This is a genomic window from Cobetia sp. MC34, from assembly GCF_018340035.1.
In the GTDB taxonomy this organism is placed as follows: domain Bacteria; phylum Pseudomonadota; class Gammaproteobacteria; order Pseudomonadales; family Halomonadaceae; genus Cobetia; species Cobetia amphilecti.
On sequence record NZ_JADPPY010000001.1, the window covers coordinates 117,007 to 136,061 of the forward strand.

Annotated in this window: 17 protein-coding genes; 10 read left to right on the plus strand and 7 right to left on the minus strand. The window is 63.7% G+C overall.

The genetic code is table 11. The annotated features are described in order from the left end of the window. Positions 1–161: 161 nt before the first annotated feature. Positions 162–812: an NAD(P)H-binding protein gene (locus IZU87_RS00510; protein WP_213113373.1), complete on the minus strand. Its 651-nt coding sequence runs from the start codon at positions 810–812 to the stop codon at positions 162–164. Between the two features lie 47 nt (positions 813–859). After that, a complete protein-coding gene (locus IZU87_RS00515) occupies positions 860–2,587 on the minus strand; it encodes a bifunctional protein-serine/threonine kinase/phosphatase (protein ID WP_043331977.1) in 1,728 nt (575 codons plus the stop codon). A gap of 266 nt (positions 2,588–2,853) precedes the next feature. Between IZU87_RS00515 and ppa the strand changes: the two genes are divergently transcribed. Further along, positions 2,854–3,384 carry an inorganic diphosphatase gene (gene ppa / locus IZU87_RS00520; RefSeq protein ID WP_043331979.1) on the plus strand — a complete coding sequence of 177 codons (531 nt, stop codon included), beginning with the start codon at positions 2,854–2,856 and terminating at the stop codon, positions 3,382–3,384. Positions 3,385–3,518: 134 nt separating this feature from the next. Here ppa and IZU87_RS00525 read toward each other — a convergent pair whose 3' ends face one another. Further along, a complete protein-coding gene (locus tag IZU87_RS00525) occupies positions 3,519–4,622 on the minus strand; it encodes a DUF2333 family protein (protein ID WP_043331981.1) in 1,104 nt (367 codons plus the stop codon). A gap of 348 nt (positions 4,623–4,970) precedes the next feature. Then, positions 4,971–5,111, minus strand: a complete 141-nt coding sequence (locus IZU87_RS00530; protein ID WP_213113374.1) for a hypothetical protein — start codon at positions 5,109–5,111, stop codon at positions 4,971–4,973. 44 nt (positions 5,112–5,155) lie between these two features. Between IZU87_RS00530 and dsbD the strand changes: the two genes are divergently transcribed. The 8 genes from dsbD to purH all read left to right on the plus strand — a co-directional run bounded on the left by dsbD (position 5,156) and on the right by purH (position 14,075). Beyond that, on the plus strand, positions 5,156–7,189 hold the full coding sequence (dsbD, locus tag IZU87_RS00535; protein ID WP_249330357.1) for a protein-disulfide reductase DsbD: 2,034 nt from the start codon (positions 5,156–5,158) through the stop codon (positions 7,187–7,189). A 256-nt stretch (positions 7,190–7,445) separates the two neighbouring features. Continuing rightward, complete coding sequence (aroQ, locus tag IZU87_RS00540) at positions 7,446–7,886, plus strand: type II 3-dehydroquinate dehydratase (protein ID WP_043331983.1); 441 nt, start codon at positions 7,446–7,448, stop codon at positions 7,884–7,886. 173 nt (positions 7,887–8,059) lie between these two features. After that, positions 8,060–8,542: an acetyl-CoA carboxylase biotin carboxyl carrier protein gene (gene accB, locus IZU87_RS00545; RefSeq protein WP_213113375.1), complete on the plus strand. Its 483-nt coding sequence runs from the start codon at positions 8,060–8,062 to the stop codon at positions 8,540–8,542. Between the two features lie 19 nt (positions 8,543–8,561). Beyond that, positions 8,562–9,902: an acetyl-CoA carboxylase biotin carboxylase subunit gene (gene accC / locus IZU87_RS00550; protein WP_213113376.1), complete on the plus strand. Its 1,341-nt coding sequence runs from the start codon at positions 8,562–8,564 to the stop codon at positions 9,900–9,902. Between the two features lie 124 nt (positions 9,903–10,026). Then, entirely contained in the window at positions 10,027–10,941 is a 915-nt protein-coding gene (prmA, locus tag IZU87_RS00555; RefSeq protein ID WP_213113377.1) for a 50S ribosomal protein L11 methyltransferase, read from the plus strand. A gap of 166 nt (positions 10,942–11,107) precedes the next feature. Continuing rightward, complete coding sequence (gene dusB / locus IZU87_RS00560; RefSeq protein ID WP_043331991.1) at positions 11,108–12,142, plus strand: tRNA dihydrouridine synthase DusB; 1,035 nt, start codon at positions 11,108–11,110, stop codon at positions 12,140–12,142. Beyond that, on the plus strand, positions 12,139–12,435 hold the full coding sequence (fis, locus tag IZU87_RS00565; RefSeq protein WP_043331993.1) for a DNA-binding transcriptional regulator Fis: 297 nt from the start codon (positions 12,139–12,141) through the stop codon (positions 12,433–12,435). Before dusB ends, fis begins: the two co-directional genes overlap by 4 nt. A 62-nt stretch (positions 12,436–12,497) precedes the next feature. Further along, positions 12,498–14,075 carry a bifunctional phosphoribosylaminoimidazolecarboxamide formyltransferase/IMP cyclohydrolase gene (purH, locus tag IZU87_RS00570; protein WP_107335370.1) on the plus strand — a complete coding sequence of 526 codons (1,578 nt, stop codon included), beginning with the start codon at positions 12,498–12,500 and terminating at the stop codon, positions 14,073–14,075. 118 nt (positions 14,076–14,193) lie between these two features. Here the strand turns inward: purH and IZU87_RS00575 are convergent, their stop codons facing one another. Further along, positions 14,194–15,285, minus strand: a complete 1,092-nt coding sequence (locus IZU87_RS00575) for an amidohydrolase family protein (RefSeq protein ID WP_213113378.1) — start codon at positions 15,283–15,285, stop codon at positions 14,194–14,196. Between the two features lie 61 nt (positions 15,286–15,346). Continuing rightward, positions 15,347–15,586, minus strand: coding sequence for a DUF2061 domain-containing protein (locus IZU87_RS00580; protein WP_153635225.1), 240 nt, complete (start codon positions 15,584–15,586; stop codon positions 15,347–15,349). A gap of 350 nt (positions 15,587–15,936) precedes the next feature. Between IZU87_RS00580 and glsB the strand changes: the two genes are divergently transcribed. Next, positions 15,937–16,878, plus strand: coding sequence for a glutaminase B (gene glsB, locus IZU87_RS00585; RefSeq protein WP_054555045.1), 942 nt, complete (start codon positions 15,937–15,939; stop codon positions 16,876–16,878). 624 nt (positions 16,879–17,502) lie between these two features. Here the strand turns inward: glsB and IZU87_RS00590 are convergent. After that, positions 17,503–18,960 (minus strand): NAD-dependent succinate-semialdehyde dehydrogenase, encoded by a 1,458-nt coding sequence (locus IZU87_RS00590; protein ID WP_043332412.1) that lies wholly within the window; start codon positions 18,958–18,960, stop codon positions 17,503–17,505. Positions 18,961–19,055: the final 95 nt, after the last annotated feature.

Genomic DNA, 19,055 nt, shown 5'->3' on the forward strand with positions numbered 1-19,055 from the left:
CGTTGATGCGCCTGAGCGGTTCGTCGCTGACACAGCCAGTTGCTGACAGTACCGATAGCTGACTGTCCCGGTCGTTGACAGAGCCGGTCATGACAGTGAAGCGAGTGTCAAAAAAGCCCCGCACAGACAACTGTGCGGGGCTTTTTGATGGCTGTCAGTTGTCATGCAGGGGGAAACACCTCCTCCAACCGGTACACCGCATGCGCCTGCTGCTGACGCTGGCTGACCTCGACCATACGCGCCGCTACCTGAGCGCCACGGATCGGTCGATAGCGCTGCAAGCCCGGCAAGCGGGTGAGCGCTGGCAACAGATAGCGCGCCAGCGACTCGCCCAGGCGGAACTCGCTGCGCTCCCCCACCAGCAATGACGGCTGGAAGATACTGATACGCGCAAAAGGCAGCGCCTTGGTGGCCATTTCCAGCTCGCCCTTCATCCTGAGATAGCCATTGCGGCTCACATGATTGGCACCGCTGGAGGAGACCAGCAGGTAGTGCGTCACTCCCTGGGCGGCCGCCAGCCGGGCGGCACTCAGTTGATGATCGATATCGACACGCCGCTGGGCCTCGAGCGAGCCTGCCTGCTTGAGCGTGGTGCCCAGGCACGAGAACAGCAGGTCCGCCTGGAAACAGTGGGTCCAGTCTTCCAGGCGCGCGAAGTCGACCACATGGTTCTCGACCTTGTCAGAGTCGCCAAGCGCCGGCCGGCGCGTCAGCGTGACGACTCGGGCGATGGCCTCGCAGGCGATGAGTTCAGCCACCACCTCGCGCCCCACCACGCCGGTCGCCCCGATCACGATCGCGGTCTGCCCCATACACCTCTTCCTCCCACCATGGCCTTGAGCCCCATCAGGCTCTGCGCTCACTTGAGCAGCCAGGACAGCACCAGCAGCAACAGCAGGATGCCGGCGACGCCCTGCCAGAAATTGGCCGGCTCACGTATCGCCTCCGAGGGCGTCAGCGCCTTGCCGGGGTCCTGCTGCGGCAGGCGCAGCGCGTAGAGCAGCTCAGACAGGCGGCGATAGCGCAGGGTGCGCTGCGGGTCCAGGGCGCGCCTGAGGGCATCGTCCAGGATCTGTGGCACCTGGGGATTGCGCATGCGGGCTGGCTGATATTCCAGCAGTTCGAGGTCGGTGTGGGTGCGCAGCTGCTCCATCGACTGGGCGTAGGGCTGCATGCCGGTCAGCAGCCAGTAGATCACCGAGGCCAGGCCGTATTGATCGCTGCGTCGACTGACATCGGCACCAAGGGCATATTCCGGCGCGCTGTGTTCGGTGAGGCCGACCTGACGCGCCAGCGGACCGGCGCTCTCATGGCCATCCCCTTCACGCAGATGGCAGGCACCGAAATCGACCAGCACCACCTTGCCATGACGGTCGATCATCACGTTGTCGGGGTGAATCAGCTGGTGCAGCACCTCACGACGATTGAGGGCATGCACGGCCTTGCCAAGTTGGCGCGCGATATCGAGACGCTGCTCGAGATTGGCCTGCGGGTGCATGCGCGCCCATTCGGTCAGTGTCTGCGCCTCCAGATGCTCGAGCAGATAGTAGAGATGATCACGCGGGCGTGACGGCTCCACCACCTTGACCACGAAGGGCGAGCTGACGCGGTCCACCACCCACTGCTGGAGCAGGAAGTGCTCGAGATAGGCATTCTTGAGCGACAGCTCCGGGCTGGGCGCCTTCATCACCATCACGCGCCGGCTCTTGAGGTCACGCACCTTGTAGACGCGTACCCGCGCACTGCGCGACATGACCTCCATCACTTCCAGGCCATCGATGCGGTCGCCCGGCTCCAGCTCACGCGGCACCGGCAGGTCGCCATAGACGCGCCCCGGCGTATCGTCAGAGGCAGTCGCCAGGCGATCGATGCGCACCAGCTGGAAGCAGAACTGGTCGGCCGTGTAGCCGCGCTCATCGGCGCGGTCCGCCGCGGCATGCGCCAGGCGCTCACTGGCGGCATCGAGATCCGAGACGTCATCGCGAATCAGTGACACGAAATCGGAAGGCAGCAGGGTGCCGCGCACCGCCTGGGTGGTGAACAGGAAGATATCGCCCTGCTTGAGCGGCAGCTCGATGTAGTCGATGTCGAGGCTGACATCCATGCCCAGCGCCCGCGACGGATAACGATAGCCGCCGAGATCGGTGACATGATCGCGCGAGATCTGCTCGAACTCGCCGCCACGCAGCCGGAAGACCACCGTGTCGCCGGCATGGAACAGATGCGCCGACTGGCCCCGGAAGACGACGGCGGAAATCGAGGTCACGTAACTGCCGCCCCGCACGAAGCGGCTCTGGCTGTAACACCAGCTGTTCAGCGCCCGCAGCACGCGGGTCGCGGAATACTTGACGCTCCAGTTGTCGGGCGTGGCGAAGTAATCGGCCAGAAAGCCACGCACGGCAAGGTCGCCGGCCTGCTTGGCAATCGCATTCTTGCTGGTGGTGTCGGCGATCAGCGCACAGCCGCCCTTGGCCGCCAGCGGGCCGCGCTCCAGCGGTATCTCCAGCGACATCGAGCTGCGATGACGCTTGCGGTCGGGAGCCACGAAGGCCTGACCGTAACTGAGTGAAAGCTCTGCATCCGCCAAGGCGGTCTCCTTGCGTCTCGATCCTGCCGTTACGTTTCATGCATGCGGTGGTGACGCTGCGCCAGCCCGACGCTGAAACACGCAATCGCCGTTGCGCCGCGCTGGACGGCCCCAAGTGTTACCCGAGTCAGCCTGCAGTGCCACCACTCGTTGGTGCAACGCAAGGCGATCGAGCGTGGCATAATGGCAAAACGGTCTGCCAGTTCGTATAATTCAGCGGAATTTTGACCCGCAGGCCTTCAACCCGCAAACCCAAGGACTCGACAATGAGTTTCGACAAGATCCCCGCTGGCAAGGAATTGCCGAACGACGTCTACGTAGCGATCGAGATTCCGGCCAATCACGCGCCGATCAAGTACGAGATCGACAAGGACATCGATGCGCTCATGGTGGATCGTTTCATGGCCACCCCGATGTTCTACCCGGCCAACTACGGCTACATCCCGAACACCCTGGCCGACGATGGCGATGCCCTCGACGCGCTGGTCGTGACCCCGTATCCGGTCGCACCGGGCAGCGTCATCCGTGCGCGTCCGGTCGGCGTGCTCAACATGAGCGACGAAGCCGGTGAAGACGCCAAGCTGGTCTGCGTCCCGCACCAGAAGCTGACCTCCCTGTACGACGACGTCCAGGAAGTCACTGATCTGCCGGAACTGCTGCGTCAGCAGATCGCGCACTTCTTCGAGAACTACAAGGATCTCGAGAAAGGCAAGTGGGTCAAGATCGATTCCTGGGACGGTGCTGATGCCGCCCGTGCCGCGATCGAGAAGGCAGCCGCTGCCTATCAGAAAGACTGAGTCCTTCTGATGTGATGCGCGATTCAGGCATCACGATGCAAAAAAGCCCCCGTCATTGACGGGGGCTTTTTCGTTTCCGGCTCACGCCCGACACCGGTGAGGAGAACCCTCAGGCGGCATCGGGCGTCACGGGATCAGCCCTTCTCGAGCAGGCTGCGCAGGTCACTGATCGCGGAGTTGGCACGCGCGACGTAGTTGGCCATCACCAGCGAATGGTTGGCGAAGAAGCCGAAGCCGGAGCCATTGAGGATGATCGGGCTGCCGATATCGGTCTGGGTCGCTTCCAGCTCACGGATGATCTGGTCGATGGAGGTCAGCGCGTTCTTGTCTTCCAGCACGCCCTGGAAGTCATGACGCACTGCCTTGAGCAGATGGATCAGCGCCCAGGAGGTGCCGCGTGCCTGATAGAAGACGTCGTCGATCTCGAGCCACGGCGTCTTGATCTCTTCTTCCGTCTGGGTGCTCTTGGCCGAGGTGGCACTCTTGTCACCGGCCAGGCTCAGGTTGAGCTGCGACTTGCCGACACTCGCCGACAGACGCTGGGACAGGGAACCGAGGCGATTCTCGACATCCGACAGCCATGCCACCAGGTTGTCGGCACGCGCGTAGAACTGGCCGTTGTTCTGGGTGTCATCGCTCAGACGCTTGAGGTAGTCGCCCAGCTCACGGTTGGCGTCGGCATATTCGTGCTCGGCTTCCGGCAGCATCCAGGCATTGGCATCGATGAACAGCAGGGATTCGGCCTTGCCCAGCGCCTTGTCATCGCTGGACTGGGACTGCGAGCGGCTGAATTCCTTGCGCAGTTCACGCGTCATGTCACGTACCTGCACCAGCACGCCATATTCCCAGTTGGGCATGTTGTCGAGCATCAGCCCCGGCGGCGCCACATCATTCTTGAGATAGCCACCCGGCTTGTGCAGCAGGGTATCGTTGAGTTTCATCAGGGTGGCGACGGTCGCGGTGCCTGTCGGCAGGGTCTCGAAAGCCGGTGCCGGCTCTTCGCCCTCGACCTTGGCCACCGGCGCGGCCAGACCATGCACGCGAGCCAGTTCGGTGCGCGTGGCCTGATCGATGTTGAACTCGTCCGGTTCACTGCTCCAGTAGATACCAAGGCCAACGCAGACCAGCAGGTAAATGACGAACAGCCCGATCAGTGGTTTCCAGATCCAGCCATACTGAGGCGTTTCCAGCACATCGCGATTGGCGCCGCGCTTGCTGCCTTTACCGAATAGGGCCATGCGTTCTTCCTTGTATGAAGCCTTGTAGAAAAAGCCGTGTGAGAGACGAGTCAGACCTGCCTGAACGGATGTGAGCCGCGCCGATGCATCCAGCGCCGGTACTCATGACGTACGTCCTATCCTATCATGCGCCCCTGCACGTGCCAGTCGCACTCGGTGAAGTGCCGGTTCTGTGGCAAGGTGCGATGCGCTCCGGATTGCGGGCCTGGTCGTGGACCGAGCCACGGGCCTGGTCGTGGACCGAGCCGCGGACTGAGCCGAGCCGAGTGCCAGACTGCCACCCGCGCAGGCGGCTTCACCACTCGAGCCCGATACGTCCTCACACGCCCTCACACGAGCGGATGTCTGCTACATGGTGGCACATTCATCCGCGTGCAAGTCGTGCGCGGCGATGATGGGCTTGCTCTCGATCCAGCGCTCGCCGCCGAGCAGGATGATGGCGGCGCGACACTGCGGTGCCTTGAGGCCTGCAGGATGTTCTTTCGGCACTGTATAAGGATGCTTTCGTGCTTCGTTCGTTCTTGAAAGTCAGCATGGCGCTGCCAACGGGCCGCGCACGCCCCTCCGCGTTCTCACGCCTGCTGGGCCCTGCATTGCTGGCAACCCTGCTGGCAATCGCGCTGGTGGTCGCGCAGGCGATGACGGCGCTGCCCGCCAATGCCGGCCTGTTCAGCTCAGACTCAGGCTCAAGTTCAGGCTCAAGTTCAAACGCCGGCAGCGGCTCCAGCAGTGCGGCGTCCAGCCTGTTCGGCGGCGGCAATCAGGGCGATTTCCTGCCGGTCAGTGAAGCCTTCAAGCCGCGCAGCTGGCGCGAGGACGACACCCTGTATGTCGGCTTCACTAGCGCCGAAGGCTATTACCTCTATCGGCATCAGTTCAGCTTCGCGACCAACAGCGACCAGGTCGTGCTGGGCGACGCCGACCTGCCGCCGGGAGAGCTGAAGAACGACCCCTACATGGGCGAGGTGCATGTCTTCCACGATGCGCTGGTCATTCGCATCCCGCTGATGAGCGCCTCCTCTGGCAAGGCAGTGCATGACGACACACCGGCCAGCGGCCCGATCCCGCTCTCCATCACCTTCCAGGGCTGCGCCGATGCCGGGCTCTGCTATCCGCCGGAGACCGTCACGCTACAGGCCGGTGAGCAGAGTGCCCCTGCCCCCTTCGCGCAGCTGATGCCGTCCGCCAGCCAGCCGAGCGATACGACGGCGTCGACGGAACGTCGCACTACAACAGCCCCGATCAGCGGCACCGATGCCGGCTTCAGCGCACTGTTCGCGGATGCCAGCCTGCTGACGGCTCTGGGGCTGTTCTTCCTCGCCGGTCTCGGGCTGACCTTCACGCCCTGCGTGCTGCCGATGATTCCGATCCTGAGTTCGGTCATCGTCGGCCAGCGCCCCAGCCGCCCGCGCGCCTTGCTGCTCTCCACGAGCTACGCCCTGGGCATGGCCCTGACCTACGCCGCGGCCGGCACCTTGATGGGCCTGTTCGGCGCGGGGCTCAACCTGCAGGCGCATCTGCAGGCACCGGCCGTACTGATTCCCTTCGCTGCCTTGTTCGTGCTGTTCGCGCTGGCCATGTTCGGTGCCTTCAATATGCGACTGCCCAGCGGCATGCACTCACGGCTCGACGCGCTGCAAGGGCGCCTGATGAACGCCGGCCCCGGCGGCCTGGCGCTGGCAGGCGCGTTATCGGTACTCGTGGTATCGCCCTGCGTCTCGGCACCTCTGGCCGGGGCACTGGTCTATCTTTCCGCCAGTGGCGATGCCATGACCGGCGGGCTGGCACTCTTCGCGCTGGGACTCGGCATGGGCGTGCCGTTGATTCTGGTCGGCACCTTCGGCGCCAGCCTGCTGCCCAGGGCCGGCGGCTGGATGGAGGGCATCAAGCAGGCCTTCGGTATCCTGCTGCTGGGGGTGGCGCTGTGGCTGGTAGAGCGCTTGCTGCCGGCCTCACTGGCAGTGCTGGGCTGGGCCATTCTGGCCATCGGCACCGGCGTGGCGCTGGGGGCGCTCAGCACACAGACCCGAGGCTGGGCGCGTGCCCGTCAGGCACTGGGACTGGTCGCGCTGGGCTGGGGCATGATCAGCCTGCTGGGCGTGGCAGGCGGCGCAAGCGACCCGCTGCGCCCGCTGGCGCCCTTCACTGGCGGCACATCATCCGGGCAGGCTACCGAGACGTCACTGGACTTCACCACCGTCAGCGACATGAGCGAGCTCGAGCGAGAACTGGCACTGGCCGCCAGCCGCGGCCAGCCGGTCTTCGTCGACTACTACGCCGACTGGTGCATCTCCTGCAAGGTGATGGAGCGCGAGGTCTTCCCCAACGTCGCCAGCCAGTTGCGCCAGTTCCACCTGATTCGCGCCGACGTCACCAGTACCGGGGCCGCGACCCAGGCACTGCTCAAGCAATTCGGCCTGTTCGGCCCTCCTAGCCTGCTGTTCTTCGCCGATGAACGCGAGCTCACGGCGGCGCGCATTCAGGGGGAAGTCGACGCCAGTCAGCTCGGCCAGCACCTGACAGCGGTGCTGGATCAGCTGCGTGGCACGTCAAAGCGCGCCAACTGAAAGGTGTGCCTGCCACACGCCCGGCGCGGGGCAGTTGCTGCCGAGACGCACGCGAGGACGAAGAATGCGGCAAAATCTTCGGTTCAGTGCCAAACTGGACAGCGTTCGAGAATTTCGGCAGAATCCGCGTCACTACGGCAACAGCCTACGCTCAATAGGTAAACGTCGTGGATAGTGACGGTATCTTTGCATTTTCTTCATGGGTTAACAGCTCAATGAGCCTGGTGCTCGAGCACGGCTGACACAAGGGACTTTCATGGCGCGCATCCTGGTACTCAACGGCCCCAATCTCAATCTTCTGGGGACCCGTGAACCCGAGGTGTATGGCACCACCACGCTGGAGGATATCCACCAGCGTCTGGTCCAGCGCGCCAGCGCGGCCGGCCATCAGCTGGACTGGCTGCAGTCCAACGCCGAGCATGTGCTGATCGAGCGTATCCACCTTGCCCGTGAAGATGGCACCGCCATCATCCTGATCAATCCGGCGGCCTTTACCCATACCAGCGTTGCGCTGCGCGATGCGCTACTCGGCGTCGCACTCCCGTTCATCGAGCTGCACCTTTCCAACACCCATGCCCGCGAGCCGTTCCGCCACCATTCGTATCTTTCCGATGTGGCACGCGGCGTGATCATGGGCTTTGGCGCTCGAAGCTATGACATGGCGCTTGACGCCGCCCTGGACGATCTCGCGCAGTAAGGGCACGTCCAGAGCGGTGTTCACGCACCGCCATCAGGCCTCATCACTGCCTGATACCAGGATTCACCGGCCATCGCCATGGTCGGGACAGCCGTCGGGGCTGTCGCCCGCAGCCGCCGCTATCACGGCTGCACACCCCCATTTCCAGCCACATTTACATCGGGATTAATTTCATGGATATCCGCAAGGTCAAGAAGCTGATCGAGCTGCTCGAAGAGTCCAACATCAGCGAAATCGAGATCCAGGAAGGCGAAGAGTCCGTTCGCATCAGCCGCCATCCGCAGGGCTTCGCCCAGCAGCCGATGATGCAGGCCCCGATGATGATGCAGCAGCAGCCGATGCAGCAGGCCGCTCCGGCAGCCGCTGGCGCCGCTGAAGCACCGGCCGCTCCGGCAGCACCGGCAGCACCGGCTGCGCCGCAGGGTCACACCATCAATTCCCCGATGGTCGGCTCCTTCTACCGTTCTCCGGCGCCGGGCTCCAAGGCCTTCATCGAAGTCGGCCAGAGCGTCAAGAAAGGTGATACCGTCTGCATCGTCGAAGCCATGAAGATGATGAACCAGATCGAAGCCGACAAGGATGGCGTCGTCGAAGCCATTCTGATCGAAGACGGCGAGCCGGTTGAATTCGACCAGCCCATGATCGTCATTTCCTGATCCCAACGGACACGTCACCATGCTCGACAAGGTACTGATTGCCAACCGCGGCGAGATCGCCCTTCGCATCCTTCGCGCCTGCAAGGAACTGGGCATCAAGACGGTAGCGGTGCACTCCAAGGCCGACCGCGACCTGATGCACGTCCGCCTGGCGGATGAAGCTGTGTGCATCGGCCCGGCCTCCTCTGCCAAATCCTATCTCCACATCCCGGCGCTGATCGCAGCCGCCGAGGTGACGGACGCCGACGCCATCCACCCGGGCTACGGCTTCCTGTCGGAAAATGCCAACTTCGCCGAACAGGTCGAACGTTCCGGCTTCGCCTTCATCGGCCCGCGCGCTGACACCATCCGCATGATGGGTGACAAGGTCGCGGCCATCGAGGCGATGAAGCTGGCCGGCGTTCCGACCGTGCCGGGTTCCGACGGCCCGGTGCCGGAAGACGAAGACGAGATGTACGCCATCGCCGAGCGCATCGGCTATCCGGTGATCATCAAGGCCGCCGCTGGCGGTGGTGGTCGCGGCATGCGCGTGGTGCACTCCAAGGCCAACCTGCTGTCCTCGGTGAGCATCACCCAGGGTGAAGCGGCCGCGGCCTTCGGCGACGGCACGGTGTACATGGAGAAATTCCTCCAGAACCCGCGTCACGTCGAAGTCCAGGTACTGGCCGATGGCCAGGGCAACGCCATCCATCTGTATGACCGCGACTGCTCCCTGCAGCGTCGTCACCAGAAGGTGCTGGAAGAAGCACCGGCGCCGCAGCTGGACGAAGAAGCGCGTGCCAAGGTACTCAAGTCGTGCACCGATGCCTGCATCGAGATCGGCTACCGTGGCGCCGGCACCTTCGAGTTCCTGTACGAGAACGGCGGCTTCTACTTCATCGAGATGAACACTCGTGTTCAGGTCGAGCACCCGGTGACCGAAATGGTCACTGGCATCGATATCGTCAAGGAACAGCTGCGCATCGCCTCCGGCCTGCCGCTGTCCGTGAAGCAGGAAGATATCGAGCTGCGCGGTCACGCCTTCGAGTGCCGCATCAATGCCGAGGATTCGCGCACCTTCATGCCGTCTCCGGGCAAGGTCGAGCTCTATCACGCGCCGGGCGGTCTGGGCGTGCGCATGGACTCGCACCTGTACTCCGGCTACACCGTTCCGCCGCACTACGACTCCCTGATCGGCAAGCTGATCACCTGGGGCGAGAGCCGCGAGATCGCACTGACGCGCATGCGCAATGCCCTCGACGAGCTGCTGGTGGAAGGTATCAAGACCAACACTGACCTGCAGAAGGATCTGGTGCGTGATGCCGGCTTCCAGGAAGGTGGCGTCAACATCCATTATCTGGAGAAGAAGCTGGGCCTGTAAGACGCCCCGCTTGAGATCGGTGACGCGTGTTGCCGATAGACGCACGACAGAAGGGTGGCCTCGGCTGCCCTTCTGTCGTCTGTGCCCTCCTCCCCTTTCTTTTCGCCCATCGACAGGAGTCACCATGTCCTGGCTGCAACTCAAGGCGCGTATCGCCCCCGACCACGCCGAGATTCTCGAGCATCTGCTGATGGAAGAAGGCGCCTGCGCCATCACGCTGCAGGATGCTGAAGACCAACCGCTGTTCGAACCGGACCTCGGCAGCACGCCGCTGTGGAGCGAGACAGTCCTCACTGGCCTGTGGGATGGCACCGAAGGCATCGAGGCCATGCGCGAGCGGGTCAAGGCCGGCTGGGCGGCGCTGATTCCCGATGAGCCCTGCCCGGAGATCGAGGTCGAGATCCTCGAGGACCGTGACTGGGCCCGTGAATGGATGGACGGTTTCGAGCCGCTCAAGATGGGCCAGCGCCTGTGGATCGTGCCCAGCTGGCACGATGCGCCGGAGCAGGACGCCGTCAACCTGATGCTCGACCCGGGCCTGGCCTTCGGCACCGGCACCCACCCGACCACCGCCCTGTGCCTGGAATGGCTCGATGGGCTGGCCGTCGATGGCAAGCTCGCCCAGCACAGCGTGCTCGACTTCGGTTGCGGCTCCGGCATTCTCGCCATCGCCGCGCTCAAGCTCGGCGCGGTGGATGCGCTGGGCACCGATATCGACCCGCAGGCGCTGCAGGCCTCGCGTGAGAACGCCCAGCGCAATGACATCAGCGACCAGCTGACCCTGTGCTACCCGGACCGCCTGCCGGACGCGGGCTATCAGATCGTGGTCGCCAACATCCTGGCCGGCCCGCTGGTCGAACTGGCTCCGCAGATCGCGGGCAGCGTCGCCCCGGGTGGCCTGTTGGCGCTCTCCGGCATTCTCGCGCCCCAGGCGGGAGAGGTGCTCGACGCCTATCGTGAGGCCGGCCTGATCATGGAAGAGCCCACCGAGCGCGATGGCTGGGTACGCCTCAATGGTCAGCGTCCACTGATGGGCTGAGCCACGCCATGAGCGCCGCAGCCGCGCAGGGAGAACGCATCCGCGATGCATTGTGGATGAAATAGCCCTTCAAACCCTGCGGCGCTCTAGGTATCATGACGCCCCCGCGAATCCCTGACACGACAGCGGCTCGCGCGCCTGACACCACTCGCATGACACGAGACCCATGACCGATACCCCGCTTCCCGCCGACCTGCCCCGCATCGGCGTACATCAGCTTCCCAATCGCGTGATTCTGGCCCCGATGGCCGGTGTCACCGATCGCCCGTTCCGACAGCAATGTCGTGAGCTGGGCGCCGGGCTGGTGGTATCGGAGATGGTGACCAGTGACAAGCGGCTGTGGAATACCGTCAAGTCACGTACGCGCATGAATCATGCCGGCGAACCCGGCCCGCGTGCCGTGCAGATCGCCGGCGGTGATGCCGCCATGCTGGCCGAGGCCGCGGCGCTCAACGCCGAGATGGGCGCCGAGATCATCGACATCAACATGGGCTGCCCGGCCAAGAAGGTCTGCAACAAGGCCGCCGGTTCTGCCCTGATGCGCGACGAGAAGCTCGTCGGCGAGATTCTCGATGCCGTGGTGCGCGCCGTGGACGTGCCAGTCACGCTCAAGATGCGCACCGGCTGGTGCGAAGAGACGCGCAACGCCATTGCCATCGCGCGCATGGCCGAAAGCGCCGGCATCCAGGCGCTGTCCGTGCATGGTCGCACTCGCCAGCAGAAATATACCGGCGAGGCCGAATACGACACCATCGCCGCCGTGAAGGCCGCGGTGTCGATTCCGGTCTTCGCCAATGGCGATATCGACAGCGGCGAGAAGGCGCGACATGTGCTTGACTATACGGGCGCCGACGCCGTGATGATCGGCCGTGCGGCCCAGGGCAATCCCTGGATCTTCCGCGAGATCAATCACTACCTGGCCACCGGCCAGGTAGCCTGTGGCCCCAGCGATGCGGAGCGCGCCCTCGTGATGCGCACCCACCTCGAGGCCCTGTACGAATTCTACGGTGACTACATGGGAACGCGCATCGCGCGCAAGCATGTGGGCTGGTATCTGGCGACGCGGGAGGATGGCAGTGAGCTCAAGCGCCACTTCAATCCCCTCGAGGAGCCGGAACAACAGCGCCAGTTCCTGACCCGCCTGTTCGGCGAGCCGGAAGGCATCGCCCGCACCGAGACGCAAGGAAGTCACGCAGCATGACCAGCAGGCACCCTCTTTCACCCGACGACGCAAGCCAGGCCACCCTGATGACGCCCGTGCGGCACCATCAGACCCTGCGCGAGGCCGTCGAGCACTCCATGGCGCGCTACTTCGCCCACCTGGATGGCGAGCAGGTCACCGACCTGCATGCCATGGTGATGGCCGAGGTCGAGGCGCCGCTGCTGGAGGCGGTGATGGCCCACGCGCAGGGCAACCAGACCCGCGCCGCCGACATGCTGGGCCTCAACCGAGGCACACTGCGCAAGAAGCTCAAGCAGTTTGATCTGATCTGACCCCGCCGGGGCACCTTTACAGGTGCCCCGGCGTCTTTTTGTTGATCCACGAGTGGAGCATCATGCAAGCCAAGCCCCAAGCCATCCGTCGCGCCCTCCTGAGTGTTTCCGACAAGACTGGAATCGTCGAATTCGCTCGTGCCCTGGACGCCCGCGGCGTCGCCCTGCTGTCCACTGGCGGTACCTTCCGCCTGCTCAAGGACAACGGCCTTGCCGTGACGGAAGTGTCCGAGCACACCGGTTTCCCGGAAATGATGGATGGCCGGGTCAAGACCCTGCACCCGAAGATCCACGGTGGCATTCTCGGCCGTCGCGGCCAGGATGATGCAGTGATGGCCGAGCACGGCATCGACCCCATCGACATGGTCATCGTCAATCTGTACCCGTTCGCCGCTACCGTGGCCAACCCGGATTGCTCGCTGGAAGACGCCATCGAGAACATCGATATCGGCGGCCCGACCATGGTGCGTTCCTGCGCCAAGAACCACGCCCACACCACCATCGTCGTCAACGCCTCGGATTATGATCGCGTGATCGCCGAGATGGATGCCAACGACAACGCCGTCAGCGATGGCGCGCGCTTCGATCTGGCCGTGGCCGCCTTTGAGCACACCGCCGCCTACGATGGCGCCATCGCCAACTGGCTGGGCCAGCGTGTCGAAGGCGGCAGCGAAGGCCTGCCGCGTCAGTACAACGTCAGCCTGAGCAAGAAGCAGGACATGCGTTACGGCGAGAACCCGCACCAGAAGGCGGCCTTCTACGTCGAGGACGGTGCCACCGAGGCCAGCGTCGCCACGGCCGTGCAGGTGCAGGGCAAGGCGTTGTCCTACAACAACGTCGCCGACACCGATGCCGCCTTCGAGTGCGTCAAGGCATTCGACGAGACCGCCTGTGTCATCGTCAAGCACGCCAACCCGTGTGGCGTCGCCATCGGCGAGTCTGCCCTGGCCGCCTACGAGCGTGCCTTCCAGACCGACCCGACCAGCGCCTTCGGCGGCATCATCGCCTTCAACGTGCCGCTGGACGCCGAGACCGCGCAGGCGATCGTCTCGCGTCAGTTTGTCGAGGTGATCATCGCCCCGGGCATCAGCGAAGAAGCGGCGGCCATCGTCGCCACCAAGGCCAATGTGCGCCTGCTCGACGTCGCGGATGCCTGGGCGGCCGAACGTACCGGCGGTCACGACTTCAAGCGTGTCACCGGCGGCCTGCTGGTCCAGGACCGCGACCAGGGCATGGTCGGCCGCGATGAGCTCAAGGTCGTCACCGAGCGTGCGCCGAGCGAGCAGGAACTCAACGACCTGACCTTCGCCTGGAAAGTGGCCAAGTTCGTCAAGTCCAACGCCATCGTCTACATCAAGGATGGCCAGACCATCGGTGTGGGCGCCGGCCAGATGAGCCGTGTGTACTCCGCCAAGATCGCCGGCATCAAGGCCGCCGATGAAGGTCTGGAAGTGCCGGGTTCCGTGATGGCCTCCGATGCCTTCTTCCCGTTCCGCGACGGTATCGACGCCGCTGCGGCGGCCGGCATCACTGCCGTCATCCAGCCGGGTGGCTCCATGCGCGATCAGGAAGTCATCGATGCGGCCAACGAAGCCGGCATCGCCATGGTCTTCACCGGCATGCGTCACTTCCGTCACTGATCAGAGATCGCCGGACATCGCTGCCCTGCAGAGGTGTCTAGAGTAGCGCTCACGCAGAAGCCCCCGCCAGCGACATGCTGGCGGGGGCTTTTTCATGCGCATCTGACAAGAAACGCGGTCATTCGACCGGCAGGTTGACCCAGCGCAGGAAGTTGTCGCGCGCGACATTGCGCGCTGCCGGTGGCGACAGCGCATCGAGGAAGGGCGTATAGCTGGCGAGGATATCGCCCACCGAGCCGAAGCGCCCGACCACATCACTGCCGAGCACGAAGCGCTGTGGGAAGCGCTCGACCAGCGCCACCCAACGCGAGCGCGGCTGCCCTTCATCATCCAGCAGGTAGGGTTCCAGCACCGACCAGGACAGGTCGATATTCAGGTTGGGATAGGTTTCCAGCATGCGCTCGATCTCGCCGTGCAGCCAGGTCATGCGCCCCAGACGACGATTGAGCTCAGCACTGGTCCCGGCGTGTGCCCAGATGAAGGTCGTGTCCGGATTGTCGCGCACCGCACTCTCGAATTCCTCGAGATACAGGCCCTCATGCCCTTCCCGCTTGCTGGTGATGTTGGAATGCACCATCACCGGCAGCCCCTTCTCCGCCGCCAGCGCATAGACCTTCATCAAGGCCGGATGATTGGCGCGCGGCGTCTCGCCTTCGGTCAGGCGCGTCAGGTCGTCATGGCGCGTGAAGACCTCCCCGATGCCCTTCCAGAAGCCGGGATAGATCGCCATCAACTGGCGAATCTCGTCGGCAGCGTTCAGATCGGTGGGGTTGAAGCCGGTGATGAACGGCGAGAAACGCGCCTGTACCGGCTCGGGCGCGCGAGTCAGCGCCTCGGCCAGGATGTAGTCGGTACCGGAATACCAGTAGACCGGCGCATCATCGCCCATGTAGTAACGTGGCTTCTTGGGTGCGTCCTGCTGCCACTTCTTGGCGACGCCGATGCCCGTGACCAGGGCGTGATCGACCTGCGCCTCGTCCATGGCATCCAGCAAGGCCCCCAGACCATCACCCTGCTGGAAGAAGTCCACGAAGTGCAGATGGGCGTCGCTGTAGTGATAATCGCGTGTCTCGTCGGCTGCCACGGCCTCGAGGCCAGCCAGGCTGCCGGCAAGCCCCAGCAGCAACGCCAACGCCCCCTGGACGAGAGGACGTTGGCGGGCGCGGGCAGGAAGAGAGGCACGGACGATGCGAGGGGCAAGCTTCAGCATGGGGAGCTCCGGGAAAAGGTCGCTCGATTCTGCGGCGCATCCCTGCCACGCGCAAGCAGCCTCAGCCCGCCAGTGCCGCCCCGCTCATGGCGTTTCGCGAATTCGCCTGCTGCTCAGCAGCCTGCTGGCGGCGCGCGGTGACACGGTTCCAGACCTTCTCGTGGAAGAAGAAGGCGACGGTGTTGACCGCCGGCTCGACGATGGCGACCAGGCCACCGACCACGATATCGCCGGTCAGCAGGTAGGTGACACCGAAGGCGATGGAGAAGTGCATGCTGGCAAAGGTCAATGTCTTGATCATGTTGGCTGCCCTCCGGGCGGTCTACTCAGCGAGACGCTGAGCCTCAGCGCGTCGCATGTCATGGGGTCAGGCAACTGCGTGCTGCCATGATGAAGCAATAATAACGATTCTCAACTGCATGTAGAAATCACTTTGCACTACCTGGCTGATAAGCGTCAACTATCACGCGATTGAGCCGGCCTGACGGTACACCCTGCCAGCGGCATCGAGCGCGCCAGCTGCGGTCATATCCGCTAGAATGCCCTGCCGGCCCCTCGCGCCACTCTCGGCCTGATGCCCGATGGCGCCGTCGTCACGATGGCTCGGCCAGCTACGCGCCCTTTTCCCTCTACCGCTGCTTCAAGGTTGCCATGACGCCGCCACTCGACCCCGATGCTCTCCAGACACTGCTCGAACGCCTGTCCGATGATGCCAGCCGCTGCTTCAACGAGGGCAAGGTCGCGGACTATATCCCGGCCCTGGCGCAGGTCGACCCTGACCAGTTCGGCATCGCCGTCTGCCATGTGGATGGCCGTGTCCAGTACGCCGGCAGCGCGCATACCCGCTTCTCGATCCAGTCGATCTCCAAGGTGCATGCGCTGGTACTGGCGATGCAGCGTCTTGAGAGCGACGAGATCTGGTCGCGTGTCGGCCGTGAGCCTTCCGGCCAGGCCTTCAACTCGATCATGCAGCTGGAGGTCGAGAACGGCATCCCGCGCAACCCCTTCATCAATGCCGGTGCCCTGCTGATCACCGACCTGCTGGTATCGCGCATCGTCTCGATCCAGAACACCCTGCGTGAGCAGCTCAGGCGTCTGTCCGGCAGCGACGATATTGGCTTCGATGAAAAGGTCGCGCGCTCGGAAATGGACCACAAGGCGCGCAATGCCTCGCTGGCCTACCTGATGCAGGCCTACGGCAATGTGCATTCCGATGTGGATGACCTGCTGGATACCTACTTCCACAGCTGCTCGGTGTCGATGAACTGCGTGGAACTGGCGCGCAGCTTCGCCTTCCTGGCCAATCGCGGCGTCAACCCGCTGGATGGCAAGGAAGTGGTCTCGCCGCTGGAGACACGCCAGCTCAATGCGTTGTTGCTGACCTGCGGGCTTTACGATGCGGCAGGCGACTTCGCCTGGCGAGTGGGCCTGCCGGGCAAGAGTGGCGTCGGCGGTGGCATCATCGCCATCCTGCCGGGACAGATGAGCATCTGCGTCTGGTCACCACGCCTGGACGGCTACGGCAACTCGATTGCCGGGCGGCATGCACTGGAAGGCCTGGTGGCGGGCATGGGGCTTTCGCCACTGGGGTGAGACCTGCGAGCCGAGAAGTGAGGCCTGAGATGGGAGGGTTGAGAAGTGGGCGTTGCGGCATGAGAGCCGAGTTCCGGCAATAAAAAAGGGCGAGTCGCGTCCGCCACGCCACTCGCCCTGTCTTCAATCCTTGAAGACTATCACCACAGGTCCCGCTCTTTGACTGTAGCGTAAATAAGCATATGCACAAGTAAGAGAATGCCGACAAAGCACAGCTGTCTTTGGCCCTGATCTGCGCCAAAAGACCACGATATACCGCTTTGGTCTGACACGTGCTGCGAGAGACGCTCCATCTCTACGACCAATGACTCATGCGCCTCTTGTCGCGACGCGCATGCCGTTCTCTCATCAGAAGCAAAAAGATCGCTCTCATCAGCAGCGAAAATTCCATAGACAAATTGCAGGCACACTCGGCGCAGACAGGTGGGATAAATGCATGGCATGAAAAAGCCCGCTCGGTTTCCCGGGCGGGCTTTTTGCCAGCTGATGGCGTGTCCGATCATTGCCTTGAGCGTTGGCCATCAATCAGCGATGCAACGTTCCAAGAGGCAAAGTTCCAGGAGGCAAAGCTCAAGGATGCAAGGATCAAGCAAAGATCGACAGCGCAGACCCGATGACGATGGATCAGCCAAGTGAAAGGCACAGATACTTGGTTTCCATGTATTCCTCGAGGCCATACTTGGAGCCTTCACGACCCAGCCCCGATGCCTTGGTGCCACCGAAGGGCGCCGCGGCGTTGGAGATCAGCCCGGTATTGATACCGACCATGCCGTAGTCCAGACCTTCCGAGACGCGCCAGACACGCTTGAGGTCGCTGCTGTAGAAGTAACTGGCCAGGCCGAATTCGGTGTCGTTGGCCATCTCGATCGCCTCTTCCTCGCTCTCGAAGGGGAAGATCGCCGCCAGCGGACCGAAGGTTTCCTCACGGGCGACCTTCATCTCCGGCGTCACCTGCGAGATCAGGGTCGGCGTGAAGAAGCTGCCCCCCAGCGGATGCGGATGGCCGCCCAGCAGCAGTTCGGCACCCTTGTCGAGGGCATCCTGCACGTGCTCGGTGACCTTCTCGACGGCGTCGCCATCGATCAACGGGCCGACCTTGACGCCCTCTTCCAGGCCATTGCCCACGGTCAGCTCGGCGTTCATGGCGGCGGCCAGCTTCTCGCTGAAGGCATTGACCACGCTGGACTGCACCAGGAAGCGATTGGTGCAGACGCAGGTCTGACCGGCATTGCGGAACTTGGCTGCCATCGCGCCTTCCACCGCCGCATCGAGATCGGCGTCTTCGAACACCAGGAAGGGCGCATTGCCGCCAAGCTCCAGCGAGATCTTCTGGATATGCTGCGCGGCATTTGCCATCAGGCCACGCCCGACTTCCGTGGAGCCGGTGAAGGTCACCTTGCGTACGATGCTGGAATCGGTCATCGCCTTGGCGATGTCCTTGGCCGAGCCCGGCACGACATTGAAGACGCCGCGCGGCACGCCAGCGCGTTCCGCCAGCACCGCCAGCGCCAGCGCCGAGAACGGCGTCTGGCTGGCCGGCTTGACCACGATCGGACAGCCCGCGGCCAGCGCGGCGCCCGCCTTGCGGGTAATCATCGAGGCCGGGAAGTTCCACGGCGTGATCGCCCCCACTACCCCGACCGGCTGCTTGAGCACCAGGATGCGCTGGTCACGCTTGGCGGCCGGGATGGTATCGCCATACACGCGCTGTCCTTCTTCGGCGAACCAGCGCAGGAAGCTGGCCGCGTACTGGATTTCACCGGCGGCTTCGGCGAGGGGCTTGCCCTGCTCCAGCGTCATGATCTGCGCCAGATCATCCTTGTGCTCCAGCATCAAGGCGTACCACTTCATCAGGATGTCAGCGCGCTCCAGCGCCGGCGTCTCCTTCCAGTCCGCGAAGGAGTGCTGCGCCGCCTCGATGGCGCGTTCGGTCTCGGCGTAACCCAGCCGAGGCACGCGGCCGATGATCTCGCCGGTGGCAGGATTGTCGACCTCGATCTGCTCGCCGGAATCCGCGGCTACCCAGCCACCGTCGATATAGGCAAATGGACGAAACAGACTGGTATCGTTGAGATGTTCCATGAAGACTCCCGAGGCGTGCTTGTGGGTCAAGGCAGTGATTCCCGGCTAACCGAGACTACTCAAGACTGACCTGATATAGCCTAGATGCGGGCGTG